Origin of the sequence: Siphonobacter aquaeclarae, from assembly GCF_900103285.1 — a bacterium.
GTDB lineage: Bacteria > Bacteroidota > Bacteroidia > Cytophagales > Spirosomataceae > Siphonobacter > Siphonobacter aquaeclarae.
Genome location: NZ_FNGS01000002.1, coordinates 461,409 through 477,824 on the forward strand (window position 1 = coordinate 461,409; position 16,416 = coordinate 477,824).

Genomic DNA, 16,416 nt, shown 5'->3' on the forward strand with positions numbered 1-16,416 from the left:
TACATGAATCAACACCCTTACCATCTGAAACACGCCATGAAAAAATTTCTACTGATCTGCGTTGGTCTTTTATCGGTACAACTGGCTTCTGCCCAGTTTCCGATATCGACAGCGCCCCAGCGAAAGGCCATCCCCGGCACGGCGGATGACAACACGCCGAAAGGAAATTCCAAAATCACCGGCTTCGTGGTTGACTCTGCCATGACCAAGGCCGTTGAGTTCGCGAGCGTAGCGCTGGTCAGCAAAACCACCAACAAACCCGTAGACGGGGCTGTGGCCGACGACAAAGGCAAGTTTACCCTCAACAAAGTACTCGCCGGCGATTACAAGCTGCTCTTCACCTTTATCGGATACGAAAACAAAACGGTCGACGGTATCAAGGTTGAAAAGGGCAAAGACATCGACCTGGGTGTCGTCAAACTTTCGTCCAAAGCCAAAACGCTGGAAGAAGTAACCGTCACCGGCCAGAAAGACCTCATCGAAGAAAAAGTAGACCGCCTCGTCTACAACGCCGAAAAGGATATTACGGCCAAGGGCGGCGATGCCTCCGACGTACTCCGGAAGGTGCCGATGCTGTCGGTCGATCTCCAGGGTAACGTATCCCTCCGCGGAAGCAGCAATATCCGTGTATTGATCAACAATAAACCCAGTACGATCGTCGCCGGAAGCGTTGCCGATGCGCTCAAGCAGATCCCGGCAGACATGATCAAGAGCGTCGAGGTCATTACCTCTCCTTCAGCTAAGTATGACGCCGAAGGTTCAGGCGGGATCATCAACATCATTACCAAGAAGAATACCCTACAGGGTTTGAGCCTGAATGTAGACGCCGGCGTGGGCAACCGCGGCTCCAACCTTTCGCTCAACGGCAGCTACCGCAAGGGTAAGATGGGCTTCTCGCTGGGCGGTTTTGGCCGGGCGAACTACAACCTGAAGGTGGATGTCTTCAATGACCAGACCAATTTCGGCCCGAATGGCAACACCAGCCGTACCATCCAGAACGGTACCGGTAAAAACAGCGGGCAGTTCGGGAACTACAACCTGGGGTTTGACTATGATATGGCTAAAAACCAGTCGCTTACCGCCGGCGTACGCTACGGTGTCCGGAATATGCTGAATACGCAGGACTATGATATTCAGTCGTTTGTCAACGGCAATAAGACCGGTACGCTGTTCCGGGATATCGATACGAAAAACCTGTCGGGAACGGTAGACGTCAACGTCGACTACCTCCATACCTACAAAAAACCCCAGCAGGAATGGAGTATCTCGACCATGTACAGCCGGAACGACCTGACCAACAACTACGACGCCAACGACAAAAGCGCCGTGGATGCCATCCTGAACCGTCAGAAAAACATCAACCACAGCAACAACCAGGAAGCGACGCTGCAGACGGACTACCAGACGCCGATTCGGAAAAACCAGCTTATTGAGTTCGGCGCGAAAGGGATCATGCGGAAAGTATCCAGCAATTACGACTACCTCTACGCCAACGCCGGCGATCCGCTCACGCAGGATCCGAAGCAACCTTCCGGCGCGTTGGACTATGACCAGAACGTAGTCGGCGGGTATACCTCCTATACCTATACGACCAAATCCCGGTATACCCTGAAAGCCGGCGCCAGGTACGAGCATACCTCCATCAGCGCAAGTACCCGTGAGGGCGGCGAGATCCATATTCCGAATTACGGTAACCTGGTACCGAGTGTCAACCTGTCGAAAAGTATCAAGGGTACTATGCTGAAACTCGGGTATAACCGCCGCATCCAGCGTCCGGGTATCCAGCAGCTGAACCCGAACATCAACGCGGCTAACCCGCAGAATATCAGCATCGGTAATCCGCTGCTGCGCCCCGAACTGACCGACAACATCGAACTCGGCGCCAGCCGTACCATCAAGAAGTTCTTCCTGAATGCGACGTTCTTCGGCCGGAAAACCGACAACATGATTACGCAGGTGGTTCAATCGTCCGATACCCTCGCCGGCGGTCTGATTACGACCTACCAGAACATCGGCAGCGAGCACGCGCTGGGGAGCAACATCTTTGGAAACCTGGCCGTTTCGTCCAAGATCAACATCGGGATTTTCTCCAACTTCCTGTATTCGCAGCTGAAGGGCAAGGCGCCGATCGGTGGCGGTATTTCGCAGGATGTCAGCAACTCCGGCCTCAACGTCAGCGGCGGGTTCTTTACGCAGTTCACCTTCAAAAACGGCTGGGGTGCGCAGGGCTTTGCCTTCTTGCAGGGTTCGCAGGTACAGCTCCAGGGCCGTCGGGGCGGCTTCGGATTCTATTCGGCCGGCGTCAAGAAGGACTTCAAGAACAAGAAAGGCAGCATCGGTCTGGCCGGAGAGAACTTCCTGACGAAGAACTTCCATATGCATACCCAGAATTCGTCTCCGCAGTTTACACAGGTCAGCGATATCTATATCTTCATGCGGGGTGTACGTCTGACGTTCACCTACAAGATTGGAAAAATGACGATGGATGCGCCCCGGAAGAAGGGCAAGTCCGTCAATAACGACGACGTCAAAACCGGCGGCGACGGCATGAACCAGCAGCAGGGCGGCGGTACACCGAGCACGGGTACAGCACGGCCCCGGTAATTTCTATCCAATCCATGAAAAAGCGGCTGTCTCGAGGGTTCGAGACAGCCGCTTTCTTTTTTTTGTCTGTGTCTTCTGTGAAGTCTGTGAGAAAAATATTCGCATCAACCCGAAAATCATTTTCTCACAGACTTCACAGAAGACACAGACATTGGGGATTTGTCAGGCAGGTGTTACCGCCTTCAACTTCGCCAGGCCGGTTTTGGCCACCGCCAGCGCGTCCTGCGCCCAATAGGTTTTATTGAATACTTCGAGAGAAAGGACGATGGGATGATCTGCCTTCCGGATGGTTCGGAGGATGTCTTTGATCGGCGCGACGCCATCGCCCGGATACACCCGGTCGCCGTCTCCGATTTTATCCACCGGAATGGTACCCGGATAATCGTTGACATGAAAAATCTCAATGCCGGCGGTACCCGCCAGCGGCAGCGTCGCATTTCCGGAACCGCCTTTGTACAGGTGGTAGACATCCAGCAGGATCCGGGCCTGCGGCAGGCCGCTTTGCGCTGCTACGAAGAGCACCTCTCCCAGTTTGCTCAGATTTTTGGAGAAACCCCATAGTTCGAGCTGCGGGATTACGCCCGTCTGGATACCCAGTTCGAGGATGTGGTGGTAGCGGTCGGCGACTTCGTAGAGGTCCAGCCGTTCGCCGGTAGTCGCGCCGGCCGGAGGCGTGGCGATGCGCCGGCAGCCCGCGCCGTGGAGCAGTTCCATTTCCTGTTTCAGCTGTTCGACGCCCTTCGCGCGGGCGGCGGCATCCGGGACAATCCACGGCGCAAACCCGATGGCATTCTCGAGGGTAATGCCCAGGTCGCCGGCCAAACGGCGGGCGTCAGCCACTGAGTTTCCGCTTTTTACGTATTCCTGGAGGGTATCGACCCAGATTTCAACCGACCGGAAACCGGCCTTCGACGCCGTTTCGAGCTCCTTGCGGAAACCGAGCTTATGCCCGCGGAGGGTACTCATGTTGAGGCAATAGGTAAACGATCCGGAAGGAAGGGCGAGGGCCGGGATAGGCAATACGGCAGCTCCGGCGACTACCAACAGGTTTTTTAAGGCTTCCCTGCGTGTTGACATGGTGATCAGGTTTGGAGGTTTCCGTCCGGCCAGGGACGGCGAAAGGGCTTCATTTTCAAGCCATAAAGAAAATACAAAGCGGTCTGACGACCGCCGTTTGTAAATTTTTCTGTTTTTTTTTCGATATACGCAGACGGAATGGAAAAACTCTGCAGAATACTTTTACCTTTGTCACTTCCTGATGTACAGGAGTTTTTGTTTTATCTGTTCTTTTTTTTCACAATGCAAACAGGCACTGTAAAATTTTTCAACGAAACGAAAGGTTTTGGCTTTATTCTGGATGACGCTTCCGGGCAAGATATTTTCGTGCACGCGACGGGTCTGAGTTCAGCCACCATTCGGCAGGACGACCGTGTCTCGTTCGAGACCATCGAAGGTAAGCGTGGCTTGAACGCCGTTAACGTGAAGAAGATCTAATCTTCGCGTGCTGATAAAAGCACCCCGCTCTGTAGCAGACGCGGGGTGTTTTTGTTTTTGTAAGCGCCGTTATCTGTGGATACTTCTCCTCAGCGGGCTTCCGGAAACGTTCGTTCTTTCCTGCCGCCGGGCTACAGCCCCGCCGGAAGCACAAGTACACGGCTTAATGCCCGTAGCTGTCGGCATTTTTCGAAGGAAAGGCGTACTTTTACGAACAGAATTGTTTTCGAATGGTGTTCAGAAAAGTCTTTCTTTCGTTTTTTCTGCTCGTTGGAATCCTCCCTGCTTTCGCACAGGAACGCTACCTGACGGGAGTTGCCCAAAACGACTCCACGCATGCGCCTATCAACATGGCGACCGTGCGGAACCTTCGTACCCAGGACGTCACCCGCACCAATAAAACCGGAACTTTTCTGCTGCTCGCCAAACCCGGCGACAGAATCCGTATCAACTGCAACGGCTGCGAAGAAACAACAGCCCTGGTCGACTCTTCCGGCCGGGACCTGATCGTCAACATCAAACAGTTTACGTTCCTGACCGAAGGTACCACGCTCAACGAGGTGGAAGTAACCGGCAAATCCGAAGCCGAAATCAAAAACCAGATCGAAGCGGTATTGAAAGAACCGACGGCCAAGAAAAATATGTCGACCGGCCAGGTACTAGACATGGCGCAGTCCCCTATTTCCCTTCTCTACGAACTCTTCAGCAAACGCGCCAAAGGACTGCGGAAACTCGCAGTGTTTCAACAGGAAGACCGGAAACACAAACTCGCCGAAACCCGGTATAACGAGCAGTTTGTCCACCAGATTACCAAACTGGAAGGCCTGGAGCTGGAGCAGTTTATGCGCTTCTGCCCGATACCCGATGATTTCATCCTCCGATCTTCGGAGTATGATCTGATGCAAAAAGTCAAAGACTGTTACAAAAAATTTAAGGCTCGCCAGGGCAAATGAAATCGTTCTTCCCCTTTCTGATCTGTTTCTGCTTTTCCTTCTCCGTATTTGCTCAGGAAGACCCCAAGTTGGGTAGCTGGACCATTCTGACGGTTCAGAAAGTTGCCAACGCCAAGGGTTGGGGCGGATTCATGGAGCTGCAATCCCGCCAGAATCAGGTACTTAACAAGTTTTTTTACTATGAATTGAAAGGCGGCGTTCACTACGAACTGGGCAAAAACGTGACGGCGACCGTCGCCGGTGGCCGCTACCACACCTACAACCTGAACGACCTTAGCGACCTGCAGGTCGGCGAATGGCGGATCTGGGAGCAGCTGGTACTCAACCAGTTCCTCGACCGTATCAAATTTGAGCACCGGTATCGTATCGAACAGCGCTGGCTCAACGGCGACTACCGGAACCGCTTCCGCTACCGGCTCAATATGCTCATTCCCCTTAATACCCGGCAGTTCAAGCCCGGTACCTGGTTTATTTCTGCCTACGATGAGATTTTTCTCAATAACCAGACGCCGCACTTCGAACGGAATCGCTTCTACGTCGGCGCAGGGTATCAGATCAACAACAACTGGACGGTACAGGCCGGCGCCATCCGGCAATACAATTACCTCGGAACCGGCGCGTGGAATGCCAAGAATAACATCGTATTATCTGCCTTTTTCAAAATTCCGGGAAGTGTTGACCGCATCGTGATTCCGTCCAACGCCGATTGACGTTACCTTTGCGGGATGCGGTACATGATCGAACTGGCCTACAACGGCTCAGGATACAACGGCTGGCAACGGCAGCCGAACGCCGTTTCGGTGCAGGAAGAGTTGGAAAAAGGCCTCTCGCTTTTGTTACGGGAACCAATAAATCTCATCGGGTCCGGGCGGACCGACACCGGCGTTCATGCAGCCCAGCAATTTGCGCATTTTGACCGGGAAGCGCCGATTGAAGATATCCCCTTTCTCCTTTTCAAGCTCAACCACGTCCTGTCGCAGGGCATCGCCGTCTACCGGATTTTTCCGGTAGCAGATACGGTACACGCCCGTTTTACGGCAACCTCCCGCAAGTATGAATACCACATTGCCCGGAGAAAAACGCCTTTTCGTCCGGCTATGGTCTATCCGCTGGATATGCCGCTGGATATCGAAGCGATGAACGAAGCAGGGAAGATCCTTCTGCAGCACGAGGATTTCCAGAGTTTCAGCCTCGTCAAAACCCAGGTCAAAACGTTTCGCTGCCGGATTACGGAAGCACGGTGGGTAGAAGAAGGTACGGAGCTGGTGTTTCACGTCCGGGCAGACCGCTTCCTGCGGGGCATGGTCCGCGCGCTGGTAGGTACGTTGCTCGAAGTGGGCAGAAACCGGCTTTCTCTTGCCGAATTGGAAGAAATTATCCTTGCCAAAGACCGGCGGAAAGCCGGCAGAGCCGTACCGCCCGACGGCCTGTTTCTGATGGAAGTAACGTATCCCGAGAACGCTTTTTCACCACCCGTATGCGCGTCGTGATTGTCTTGCTGGCGGCCGGCCGCTCAGCCCGTATGGGCTTTCCCAAGCAATTGTGGAAATGGGAAGGGTGCACACTCATCCGCCGGATGGCGGAGACGGCACTGGCTGTCCGGTCGTCCGGCATCTCGGCAGAAACCGTCGTCATCACCGGAGCCGGTACGGAGGAAACGGGCGCGGAAGTCCGTGACCTCGCCGTCCGTATTCAGTATAACCCCGACTGGGAAGAAGGAATGGCTTCGTCTCTTCGCACGGCCACCGAAGTCGCCGGTGATGCCGACGCGCTGCTGGTACTCCTGACCGATCAGCCGGCTGTTTCGACGGGGCTGCTGGAAACATTGCTCGATACCTGGAAGCAACAGCCCGCTCAGCCCGTAGTATCTGATTATGGCGATGCCTGGGGGCCTCCGCTGGTTCTGCCCCTCTCCTTCCGAGACGACCTGCTGGCGCTGCGCGGCGATACCGGCGCCAAGGCTTTTCTCAAGGAGCATCCGGAACAACTGATACGGATTCCGTTCCCGCAGGGAAAATTGGACCTCGATACACCGGAAGACCTCATACGGCTTGGAAAAAGAGGCTTTGGTTTGTAATTTCGCTCGTACCTAGAAATAAGTCGCCTCAATAGGCCTATAGCATTCCGGGCGTTACCCGGCTATCCACCTGAATACCTGCTTTATTTCCTATCCTATCCCGTCGTTAGCTTATACCTGTGCTCTATCCAGGGGATTATTTCTACGTCATACGAACGATAAACATTCACTACTACCAAAATGACTAATGTACGATCGTCGCTTACCCGTGTTGGGGTATTTTACGACGGAAATTATTTCTTACACGTAAGCAACTACTACAACTATTTCCACGCCCGTAAAAGCCGGATCAGTGTTTCCGGATTGCATACGTTTATCAAGCATCTTATCGCGGAAGAGCAGAGCATCGATACCCGCTCCTGCCAGATCGTTGACGCCCACTATTTCCGCGGACGGCTCAATGCCATCGAAGCGAGCCAGCGTGGCAATATGTTGTTTTACGACCGGGTATTTGACGACCTGCTGATGGCCGAAGGCGTCACGACGCACTACCTGCCCGTCCGGACTTCGTTCAACAACAAGTACGAAAAAGGCATTGACGTATGGCTGGCACTGGAAGCGTATGAAATGGCGCTTCACAAAAAGTTCGACGTGCTTGTACTGATTGCTTCCGACGGTGATTTTGTTCCCCTCGTCCGGAAGCTCAATACCCTCGGCACGAAGGTGATGGTACTGAGCTGGGACTTTGAGTATACGACGGAAGACGGGCAGAAAATGGTCACGCGGACTTCGCAGGACCTGCTCGAGGAAGCCTCGTATTACGCTGATATGCAGAACATTATCGAAGACCGCTCCCGTCGGAATGACCCGCTGATCAACGGACTGTTCGTGATTCCTCCGGCTCCTCCGGCTGCTGCGCCGCGGGTGGAACGTGCCGCGCCGACCGGCCCCGCCACCGCGCCTCACGTCGAAAATACCGGTGAGCCCATCGCCAGCACTATCTATTCGCTCAAGAACGGATACGGATTCATCAAGTATCCGCCCAATAACCTCTTTTTCCACTATACCAGCCTCGTGGATACCGATTTCAACGAACTGCAGGAAGGAGATGAAGTGGAATTTGTGCTGTCACTCAACGACCGCGGTGATTATATCGCCAAAAATGTCCGGTTGCTCTGGGAAGAAGACGGCGAAGCGCCCCGCACGCCTGTTCCCGCTCTCGAAACAGATACCAATCAGGAATACAAGTTCTGATAAACGAAGAAAGGCGCCGGAAGGCGCCTTTCTTCGTTCAGGACCAATCTGATCAGATAATCTTGCGGATCAGGTCCTCCAGGGTCACGCCTTCTGCTTCTGCCTTGAAGTTCCGGACAATCCGGTGGCGCAGAATCGGCAGGGCGACAGCCTGTACATCTTCAATATCCGGGGAAAACTTCCCGTGAAAGAGCGCATTACATTTCGCAGCGAGAATCAGGTTTTGCGAAGCGCGCGGGCCTGCCCCCCACTCCAGAAACTCATTGGCTTCCTTCGCGGCCAGTTCCGAACCGGGACGCGTCTTGTGCACGAGGCGGACGGCATATTCCACCACATTATCCGCAATCGGTACCCGCCGCACCAGGTGCTGGAAGTACTGAATTTCTTCGCCGGATACCTGCTTCTGAACTTCGTAACGAATATCGGAAGTAGTGGCCTTCACAATTGTCAGCTCGTCGGCGAAGCGGGGATAGTCCAGCTGAATCATGAACATAAACCGGTCCAGCTGCGCTTCCGGCAGCGGGTAGGTACCTTCCTGTTCGATCGGGTTTTGGGTAGCCAGAACGAAGAACGGGCGGCTCAGGGAGTACTTCTGGCCGGCGATCGTCACCGCGTACTCCTGCATGGCTTCGAGCAGCGCCGATTGCGTCTTGGGCGGCGTCCGGTTGATTTCGTCTGCCAGGATAATATTGGCAAAAACGGGGCCTTTGATGAAACGGAAGTTACGGTCATTATCGAGCGTCTCCGAGCCCGTGATATCCGACGGCATCAGGTCAGGCGTAAACTGGATCCGGTTGAAGCTCAGGTCCAGCGCCCCGGCCATGGTTTGAATGAGAAGGGTCTTTGCGAGGCCCGGCACACCTACCAGAAGACAGTGCCCCTGGCAGAAAATGGCCGTCAGCAGGAGGCGGACTACCTCGTCCTGCCCGATCACAACCTTGGTAATTTCACTATGCAGTTTCTTATACGCTTCGTTCAGCGCTTCCACGCCTTCAACATCGGAAGAATAGACCATACGTACGAATAAAACAGGTTAGAAAAAAAGGGACTTCTTTCGAAGTCCCCGTCAAGATACTCATTGTTGTTCATACGCCGAGATGACATCGGCACATTCCGTTTTTAAATTCGGGTCCCGGACCTGAATAAAGACCTCCGACTTCGTCTTTTTAAACCACTTGTCGACCGCCGTATTCTTTTTCCGGTTGAGTGCCATCCGCTGGAGCTTCAGGTAGTCGTCGGTAAGGTTGGCAAAGTGAGGAGGGAATTTTGCTTTGTAGTAGAGAATCCGGACGCCGGTCTTGCCGTCGTTGGTCCGGTACGGCATCACTTGTGAAAACGTTCCGACCTTCATCGAATCAAGGGTGAAGTACAGACCGGGCTCCATGCTTTCATCCATGGCGAGATGAACCGAGCGGGACTCCGGATCCTGAATCCAGCCGCCTACGTCAGCTGTTGCTTTGTCTTCTGAATATTCTTTCGCCATTTTTTCGAAGCGGGCGCTGTCTGCCACCAGTTTCGAGCGAAGGCTGTCGAGGAAATGCGTCGGCTCGGTCAGGTCGAGACGGTTGTATTCCGGGCGAAGCAGGATGTGGCGGGCAGAGTAAATCTCACCCTTCATGTCTTCCAGCTTGATGAGGTGAAGGCCGTGCTCGCTTTCTACAGGCTCGGAGATTTCTCCGGGTTTGAGGCGATAGACCGCACCTTCGAATTCCGGAACCATCGTCCCGCGTTTGACATTGACGTACAAACCGCCGTTCTGGGCACTACCGATATCTTCCGAATACGTACTGGCGAGTTTGCCGAAATCCTCTCCGGCGAGCACGCGCTTTTTGAAATCGCCAAGGCGTTCGCGCAGCTTGTCTTTCTCGTCCCGCGTTACTTTGGCGAGGCGCACGATGTGTCCGACCTGCACTTCCGACGGGAAATACGGAAGGCTGTCTTTCGGAAACGAGTTAAAAAACCGGCGTACTTCGGAAGGCGTAATTTTGACTTCGCTGGTGATTTTCCGCTGCATTTCGCCGACGAGCAGGTTATTCTTGACGTCGGTACGAAGTTCGGCCTTCAGCTGTTCGATGCTCTTGGAAAACTGCTCGACGATGTTCTTTTCCGATCCGTACATCTGGATCATCTGGTCCATCCGTCCCTCCAGTTCGGAATCGACGTTCCGGTCTTCCACCGTCACCGAGTCAATCTCCGCCTTGGCAAGCATTACCTTATTGATAATCAAGCTATTGAGACACTGGCATTTGCTCGGAGCATTCTTCGGGTTGTCAGCCTGATACTGCAGGTACATTTGCTCCAGGTCAGAGCGAAGGATATAATGGTTGTCCACTTTTGCGACGACCCCGTCGATGATCTGCGGTTTTACCTGGGCATTGACCAGGAAAGGCAGGCACATCATCCACAACACCAGGAATCTTTTCATTTTTGATTTATTAAAACAACGCCAATTCGTCCGTTAAAGGGGGAAAGCGGTCCTATCTGCCATGCCGGAAGGCCTGATTACGGCGGACCAAACCATAAAATTACTTCAGTTTTTTCAATTCTTCTTCATTGACTGAGACCTTGAACCGGTTTTTCAGGTCGGTTACCCAGTTTTTCTCGAGGTACAGCTGGTATTCGTTGATGACCTGTCCGCGGGCTTCTGCCAGGGTTTTAACCCGTGCGGGGTCTACTTTCTGAATGTCCAGCAGGACGGTACGGCCGCCTTTTTCGAGGGTCTGTTTACCTACCTTCCAGGCGGCGGCGTCGATGTATTTGTTTTCCCCCTTCTGGAAGTATCCTTCCTGCAGGACGAGGGTATTGGGCTTCGCGCTGTTGAACTGGCGGACAACGTCCTGGCGGGCATTGGTCGACAGCATGAACGTTACCCGGCGGTTTTTGTCCTTGTCCGTCGGTGAAGCCGGCTTGAACTTGCTTTCATCAATTTCAATGATACGCACCGGCGAAATATTACCCTTTTTCACCAGATGACTTACGACACTTTTCAATCGGCCCGCCGAGCAGCTATCCGCTTCGGAGGCATCGGCATGTCCGCTGATTTCGACCTGATAATCCGCATTTTTACTGAGGATCACGATGAGGTCAAACAGCTTTTCCCGCTGGGCATCCGTCAGGCGCGTTTGGCCTTTCGGGAACGTCAGGTCGGCAAACTTCCGGTTGAGTACGTAGGGCTTTTTCGCCAGAATACGCTGAGCCTGATCGAGTACGGGGCGGCTTGCGGCGTCCAGTACTGTGGCAAAAACGCGGGGAGGCAACTGATATTGCAGTTTGTTCCGTTCGTAAAACTGGCGCTGGCCGGTGGTATCCTGAATCGATTTGGCCTGTACATTTTCTTCCAGCATCTGAAACAGCAGGATACCGTCGTGATACTCCTGAATCAGGCTCCGGAAATCTTCGTTCTTTTCCTCCAGATGCGCTTCCTCGTATTCCAGGTTACGTTCATCGGCATAAGCCGCATAGAGGTTCTGCATCAGTGCCTTCGGCGAGGCGCCGGCTTGCGGGCGCTGATTTTTCACGACATACCGGAAGAAATCTTCCACGCGGTAAACTTGATCCTTAATGCGGAACAGCAGTTGCCCGTTCAGGTTCGGATCGGGTACCGGCTGCCATTTTCCCTCAGCCAGTTGAGGTGTCGCCTTTTCCAGCGCCGCGCTCAGGGCAGTGGTATTTTCCTCGAATCCGTTTTCTTTCTTGATACGGCGCAGTACAGCCGATTTGCTGACATTGGAGCGGTCGTCAGACTGCACTTTGGTACGAAGATAACCCGCCATTTCCTCGTAATCCGGCGTCGGAATACGCTTGACCAGTTTCAGGATATGCCAGCCGTACTGGGTCTGAAACGGAGCGGAATAGGCGTTTTCTTTTTTCAGCGCGAACGCCGCTTCTTCAAAAGCCGGGAGCATTTTTCCGGTTCCGAAAGGCTGCATCACGCCGCCGGCGTTCCGGGTACTGCCGTCTTCCGAAAACTGCTTCACGACCTGATCGAAGGAAACGCCCCGCTGCAATTCGCCGTAGGCTTCTTCTATTTTGGTCTTGGCCGTCATTTTATCCGCCTCGGAGCTGTTGGGATCCACGCGAACAAACAAATGCGCAACCTGAATATTGCCCTGGCTGGTACGGCGATCGTTCACCCGGATGAGGTGATAGCCGAAGCGGGTACGCACCGGCAGGGAGATTTCCCCTTTCTTCGTTTTATAGGCAGTTGTTTCGAAGGGATAGACCATCTGAAGGGCTGTAAACCAGCCCAGTTGCCCGCCGTTTTGCGCAGCGTACGGGTCTTTCGAAAACTCTTTGGCGAGATCTTCGAACTTCTCCCCTTTAAGAAGACGGTCCCGGAGTCCCATTGCCTGGTTGTATACCCGAAGCGTATCGTCCGGAGAAGCGTTGGGAGCTACTTCGAGAAGGATATGCGACGCGTTGATTTCTTCTTTCAACCGGTCGTATGCCTCTTTGACGAGAGCTTCGGTCACCTGTTTGTCGGTCATGAACGACTGAGCCGAAACCTTGCGGTAGCCGGCCAGCTCTTCCCGGAAGGCGGCAGTCGTATCGATCCCCTGGCTTTCGCCGGCCAGTACTTTCAGTTTGTAGTTGATAAACAGCGGCAGGTAATCCCGCACGCCGGCCGATTCGTTGAGGCTGTCGGCACCTACCGGGTTTTTCCGGAAATGGTATAAAAACTCGCCTGCCGTTACTTTTTTAGGCCCAATGGTCATCAGCACAGGATCATCAGGTTTCTGGGCAAAGGCACTTGAAGCAATAAAAAATGAAAACGCAGCCCACCGAAGCGACTTATACATATCTGAATAGTTGGGATTCATCCGAGCTTAACCGATTTGCGAGCGGATTTATTGCTCAAAGATAGGGATTATGCATTTTTTCGAAAGCGGCTTTCCGGCGCTTACTCGACGGAGATACGGAATTTTACGTCATACCGGTAGCGATTGAACCGGGCCGACTTCTGGAAACGAACCGGTATGTTGACCGTTCCGCGCACCAGCTCCGAATCCCGGCGGTCGAGGTTCCAGGTACCAAGCACGTCATCCGGATCCAGTTTGTCCGAATGATCCAGCGCAATACCTGCCGCTTGCAGAGACATAACCAGGTAGCCGAGGGGGTTTGTCACTTCAGTCGCTTCGAGCAGGGCGGCCGCACTTCCCGCCATTCCGGTATATTTCCGGATCTGACCGACAAGCCGCTGCGCTTTGCTGTAGTCTTCTATCTCCATGAGTACGGCCGTTGCCACGATTTTCGACTCCGGCGGTACGACTACCTTCACCGGCTGAAAATCGGCAAAGCGGTCTCCCTTCCGCGTCTTCTGCACGCCCCAGGCCGCATGCGCGGTTGAAACCAGCTGGTTTTTACTGTTGAGTACGCTGACAGACCAGGCCATCATCAGCTCGTCGTACCGGGTCAGGCTTTCCTGGATGGAAACGGCATTCAGTTCGGTGGGCGCCAGAACCAGCACGCGGTCTCGGGGAGGCGCGACTTTGGCCGTCTTACAACCCGGGAGAAGGCCTGCCAGCAGAACACAGAACAACAGCTTTCTCATACTATTTCTTCGATCACGGAAGTACCTGCCTCGCCGCCCGTCCACTGCCAGCTTTCGTGGAGACGGATCAGGCCCGACGGCAGTCGTTCCGGTACAGACACACAACTACCGGAACGGATTTCTCCGCCGGTATTGACGTGTTGATAGTGCATCGTAATAACCCCTTCCGGCGAAACCCGGCCGATGATGTTTCCTTTCCGGATAGCGCCGCCGGCATACTCCGCCCACAGCAGATCCCCTTCCTGGAAGTACTGAAAGATGGTTTCTCCGCTTACTTCACCGGAATCGGAGTTGACGACGGCCCGAAACCGTCGTCTATGGTAGTCAAAGGCACTCATACGAGCGGCTCCTGTTGGCTGAGGCAGTGGAAGCTTCCCTGACCCCAGATAATTTCGTCTGCGAGCAGGGGGATAACCTTCCGTCCGGGGAAGGCCTGCTCCAGAATACCGATAGCGCGGTCGTCGTTCGGATTATTGAACACCGGAACAATTACCCCGGCGTTACAGATGAGGAAGTTGGCGTAGCTGCCCGGTGTACGGAAGTCATTGATATACACCGGCTTTGGCATCGGCAACTCAATGATATTGAGCTGTTTGCCGTTCAGCAACCGCATTTCTTTCAGCATCTGCAGGTTGGTCTGAAGGATGGTGTGGTTTTCGTCGGACGGGTCTTCTTCGACACAGGCGACGACGGTATCTTCGTTGACAAACCGGGTGGTATCGTCGATATGGCCATCGGTATCGTCTCCCACAATTCCGCCTTCTACCCAGAGTACCTGGTCCATTCCATAGAAATCACACAGGTACCGCTCGATCTGCGCCTGGTTGAGGTGCGGGTTGCGATTGGGATTCAGCAGGCAGGACTTCGACGTCAGCACGGTACCGGCGCCGTTGAATTCCACTGATCCGCCTTCCATGACGATACCCGGAGATACGTGCGGCAGGTTGAGGTATTGTGCGATGGCAACGGGCAGGAAATCATCGTCGCCGTACGGCGGATACTTCCCTCCCCAGGCATTGTATTCCCAGTTGACGATCATCCGCTCGCCGGTAGCGGGGTTGATCAGAAAAGCCGGGCCGTGGTCGCGGCACCAGGCGTCGTTGGTCGGGTTGATGACGATGCGAATACGATCGAGGTCCACTCCCGCTTCTGACAACCATTGCAATACCCTGGCTTTCAGCCGAATATCATTCACATTGAGGCAAACAAGCTCTCCTTCGGAAATCGCTTTGATAAACTGAAGGTACTGCGGGCGCATGCGGTCGAGCTTGTCATCCTGCCAGGAATGATCGTTATGGGGAAAGGTCAGCCAGGTCGCGCGGTGCGGGTGCCATTCAGGCGGAAAGAAAAAACCTTGTTCTTTGGGAGTCATGGTACGTCAATATCGGAATGCGGCGCGGGCGGCTTCGCCGCCCGCGCCGCAAAGATAGCACCCTCCGCCGGGAACTTCCGGTTGGCCCGCACCGGATTTTCCGTCCTTCTTTCGCTAACTTACCTCCCACTTTCCTCTATCCTCATGAAACGATACCTCCTCCTTCTGTCGGTGTGCTGCTGCTGTTGCACAGCCCTGGCACAGGCGCCGTGGCAGGCAGCGAACCGGTTTATCACCGCGCTGGATGCTTCGCAACGCGCCAAAGCAAGTTTTTCGTTTGACGACGCCGAGCGCTACAACTGGTTTTTCGTGCCGATCGACCGGAAAGGGCTTCCGCTCAAGGAACTGACGGCGGCGCAGCACCAGGCTGCGCTGGACCTTCTCCGGGCGTCGCTCAGCGAGGAGGGTTCACAGAAAGCCCTGGCTATTATTCAACTGGAAATCCTGTTGAAAGAACTGGAAAACCGAGGGCCGGACGATCATTACCGCGATCCGGGGAAGTACTATTTCAGTTTTTTCGGAACACCTGCCGCTGCCGGCGCCTGGGCCTGGCGAATCGAAGGGCACCATCTTTCTCTCCATTTCTCGTCGGTCAACGGGAAGGTCGTTTCCGGCACTCCTACCTTTTTCGGGTCCAATCCGGCACGGATTCCAAAGGGAGCCGATGAAGGAAAGATGATTCTCCAAGCAGAAGCTGAACTCGGCTTTCAGTTATTGGAATCGCTTACACCTGAACAGCAGAAAAAGGCAATTGTCTCCGATCGGGCGCCGCATGACATCCTGACCGGCAATTCCCGGAAAGCCTTGTTGCAAAAAGAAGAAGGTATTCTGTTTGCCGAACTGACGAAAGCGCAACAGCAGCTGTACCTCCGGCTTCTCGGGCAATATGTCCGGAATTACCCGCTGGGTTTTTCCCGGGAATTCATGGAGAAAATTGAAAAAGCCGGGCTCGATCACCTGCGGTTTGCCTGGGCCGGCGGCCGTAAATGGGGCGAAGGGCATTACTACCGCCTTCAAAACGCAGCGGTGCTGGTTGAATATGACTGCACGCAGAACAACGCCAACCATATTCATACCGTCGTCCGTGATCTCAGCAATGATTTCGGAGAAGATGTATTGCAAAAACACTACCGGCAGGAGCACCCGGGCCATTGATGCCTTATTTTTGCAG

15 protein-coding genes are annotated in these 16,416 nt (G+C 54.1%); 8 read left to right on the forward strand and 7 right to left on the reverse strand.

The window, feature by feature from the left end; genetic code table 11:
• The first annotated feature begins 36 nt into the window (after window positions 1-36).
• On the forward strand, window positions 37-2,604 hold the full coding sequence (locus BLR09_RS05485; RefSeq protein WP_093199674.1) for a TonB-dependent receptor: 2,568 nt from the start codon (window positions 37-39) through the stop codon (window positions 2,602-2,604).
• A 162-nt stretch (window positions 2,605-2,766) separates the two neighbouring features.
• Here BLR09_RS05485 and BLR09_RS05490 read toward each other — a convergent pair whose 3' ends face one another.
• Window positions 2,767-3,681: a sugar phosphate isomerase/epimerase family protein gene (locus BLR09_RS05490; RefSeq protein WP_093198813.1), complete on the reverse strand. Its 915-nt coding sequence runs from the start codon at window positions 3,679-3,681 to the stop codon at window positions 2,767-2,769.
• A 222-nt stretch (window positions 3,682-3,903) separates the two neighbouring features.
• Here BLR09_RS05490 and BLR09_RS05495 point away from each other — a divergent pair, with 222 nt between their 5' ends.
• From BLR09_RS05495 to BLR09_RS05520, 6 genes are all read left to right on the forward strand, one after another.
• On the forward strand, window positions 3,904-4,098 hold the full coding sequence (locus BLR09_RS05495; protein ID WP_093199677.1) for a cold-shock protein: 195 nt from the start codon (window positions 3,904-3,906) through the stop codon (window positions 4,096-4,098).
• A 230-nt stretch (window positions 4,099-4,328) separates the two neighbouring features.
• On the forward strand, window positions 4,329-5,051 hold the full coding sequence (locus BLR09_RS05500) for a hypothetical protein (RefSeq protein WP_093198814.1): 723 nt from the start codon (window positions 4,329-4,331) through the stop codon (window positions 5,049-5,051).
• Window positions 5,048-5,761 carry a DUF2490 domain-containing protein gene (locus BLR09_RS05505; RefSeq protein WP_093198817.1) on the forward strand — a complete coding sequence of 238 codons (714 nt, stop codon included), beginning with the start codon at window positions 5,048-5,050 and terminating at the stop codon, window positions 5,759-5,761. Before BLR09_RS05500 ends, BLR09_RS05505 begins: the two co-directional genes overlap by 4 nt.
• Before the next feature lie 15 nt (window positions 5,762-5,776).
• Window positions 5,777-6,541: a tRNA pseudouridine(38-40) synthase TruA gene (gene truA, locus BLR09_RS05510; protein WP_093198819.1), complete on the forward strand. Its 765-nt coding sequence runs from the start codon at window positions 5,777-5,779 to the stop codon at window positions 6,539-6,541.
• Window positions 6,529-7,128 (forward strand): nucleotidyltransferase family protein, encoded by a 600-nt coding sequence (locus tag BLR09_RS05515; protein WP_093198821.1) that lies wholly within the window; start codon window positions 6,529-6,531, stop codon window positions 7,126-7,128. The genes truA and BLR09_RS05515 overlap by 13 nt, the downstream gene beginning before the upstream one ends.
• A 180-nt stretch (window positions 7,129-7,308) precedes the next feature.
• Window positions 7,309-8,322 carry an NYN domain-containing protein gene (locus BLR09_RS05520; RefSeq protein ID WP_093198824.1) on the forward strand — a complete coding sequence of 338 codons (1,014 nt, stop codon included), beginning with the start codon at window positions 7,309-7,311 and terminating at the stop codon, window positions 8,320-8,322.
• Window positions 8,323-8,374: 52 nt separating this feature from the next.
• Here the strand turns inward: BLR09_RS05520 and BLR09_RS05525 are convergent, their stop codons facing one another.
• From BLR09_RS05525 to BLR09_RS05550, 6 genes are all read right to left on the reverse strand, one after another.
• The gene (locus BLR09_RS05525) at window positions 8,375-9,337 is read right to left on the reverse strand and encodes an AAA family ATPase (RefSeq protein WP_093198826.1); all 963 of its coding nucleotides are present in this window, start codon (window positions 9,335-9,337) and stop codon (window positions 8,375-8,377) included.
• Window positions 9,338-9,397: 60 nt separating this feature from the next.
• A complete protein-coding gene (locus tag BLR09_RS05530; RefSeq protein WP_093198829.1) occupies window positions 9,398-10,747 on the reverse strand; it encodes a peptidylprolyl isomerase in 1,350 nt (449 codons plus the stop codon).
• A 100-nt stretch (window positions 10,748-10,847) separates the two neighbouring features.
• Entirely contained in the window at window positions 10,848-13,037 is a 2,190-nt protein-coding gene (locus BLR09_RS05535) for a peptidylprolyl isomerase (protein ID WP_218126612.1), read from the reverse strand.
• Window positions 13,038-13,222: 185 nt separating this feature from the next.
• The gene (locus tag BLR09_RS05540; protein ID WP_093198834.1) at window positions 13,223-13,873 is read right to left on the reverse strand and encodes a putative periplasmic lipoprotein; all 651 of its coding nucleotides are present in this window, start codon (window positions 13,871-13,873) and stop codon (window positions 13,223-13,225) included.
• Window positions 13,870-14,211, reverse strand: a complete 342-nt coding sequence (locus tag BLR09_RS05545; protein WP_093198837.1) for an avidin-fold protein — start codon at window positions 14,209-14,211, stop codon at window positions 13,870-13,872. Before BLR09_RS05545 ends, BLR09_RS05540 begins: the two co-directional genes overlap by 4 nt.
• Window positions 14,208-15,245 carry an agmatine deiminase family protein gene (locus BLR09_RS05550; RefSeq protein ID WP_093198840.1) on the reverse strand — a complete coding sequence of 346 codons (1,038 nt, stop codon included), beginning with the start codon at window positions 15,243-15,245 and terminating at the stop codon, window positions 14,208-14,210. Before BLR09_RS05550 ends, BLR09_RS05545 begins: the two co-directional genes overlap by 4 nt.
• Before the next feature lie 144 nt (window positions 15,246-15,389).
• On the opposite strand from BLR09_RS05550, the gene BLR09_RS05555 reads away from it, so the two are divergent.
• Window positions 15,390-16,400, forward strand: coding sequence for a DUF3500 domain-containing protein (locus BLR09_RS05555; protein ID WP_093198842.1), 1,011 nt, complete (start codon window positions 15,390-15,392; stop codon window positions 16,398-16,400).
• The last annotated feature ends 16 nt before the right edge of the window (window positions 16,401-16,416 follow it).

Coding starts and splice junctions, on each gene's coding strand:
- BLR09_RS05490 (WP_093198813.1), bottom strand. CDS start 3,681: ATGTCAACACGCAGGGAAGCCTTAAAAAACCTGTTGGTAGTCGCCGGA.
- BLR09_RS05505 (WP_093198817.1), top strand. CDS start 5,048: ATGAAATCGTTCTTCCCCTTTCTGATCTGTTTCTGCTTTTCCTTCTCC.
- BLR09_RS05555 (WP_093198842.1), top strand. CDS start 15,390: ATGAAACGATACCTCCTCCTTCTGTCGGTGTGCTGCTGCTGTTGCACA.
- truA (WP_093198819.1), top strand. CDS start 5,777: ATGCGGTACATGATCGAACTGGCCTACAACGGCTCAGGATACAACGGC.
- BLR09_RS05525 (WP_093198826.1), bottom strand. CDS start 9,337: ATGGTCTATTCTTCCGATGTTGAAGGCGTGGAAGCGCTGAACGAAGCG.
- BLR09_RS05520 (WP_093198824.1), top strand. CDS start 7,309: ATGACTAATGTACGATCGTCGCTTACCCGTGTTGGGGTATTTTACGAC.
- BLR09_RS05540 (WP_093198834.1), bottom strand. CDS start 13,873: ATGAGAAAGCTGTTGTTCTGTGTTCTGCTGGCAGGCCTTCTCCCGGGT.
- BLR09_RS05500 (WP_093198814.1), top strand. CDS start 4,329: ATGGTGTTCAGAAAAGTCTTTCTTTCGTTTTTTCTGCTCGTTGGAATC.
- BLR09_RS05535 (WP_218126612.1), bottom strand. CDS start 13,037: ATGACCATTGGGCCTAAAAAAGTAACGGCAGGCGAGTTTTTATACCAT.
- BLR09_RS05530 (WP_093198829.1), bottom strand. CDS start 10,747: ATGAAAAGATTCCTGGTGTTGTGGATGATGTGCCTGCCTTTCCTGGTC.
- BLR09_RS05485 (WP_093199674.1), top strand. CDS start 37: ATGAAAAAATTTCTACTGATCTGCGTTGGTCTTTTATCGGTACAACTG.
- BLR09_RS05495 (WP_093199677.1), top strand. CDS start 3,904: ATGCAAACAGGCACTGTAAAATTTTTCAACGAAACGAAAGGTTTTGGC.
- BLR09_RS05550 (WP_093198840.1), bottom strand. CDS start 15,245: ATGACTCCCAAAGAACAAGGTTTTTTCTTTCCGCCTGAATGGCACCCG.
- BLR09_RS05545 (WP_093198837.1), bottom strand. CDS start 14,211: ATGAGTGCCTTTGACTACCATAGACGACGGTTTCGGGCCGTCGTCAAC.
- BLR09_RS05515 (WP_093198821.1), top strand. CDS start 6,529: ATGCGCGTCGTGATTGTCTTGCTGGCGGCCGGCCGCTCAGCCCGTATG.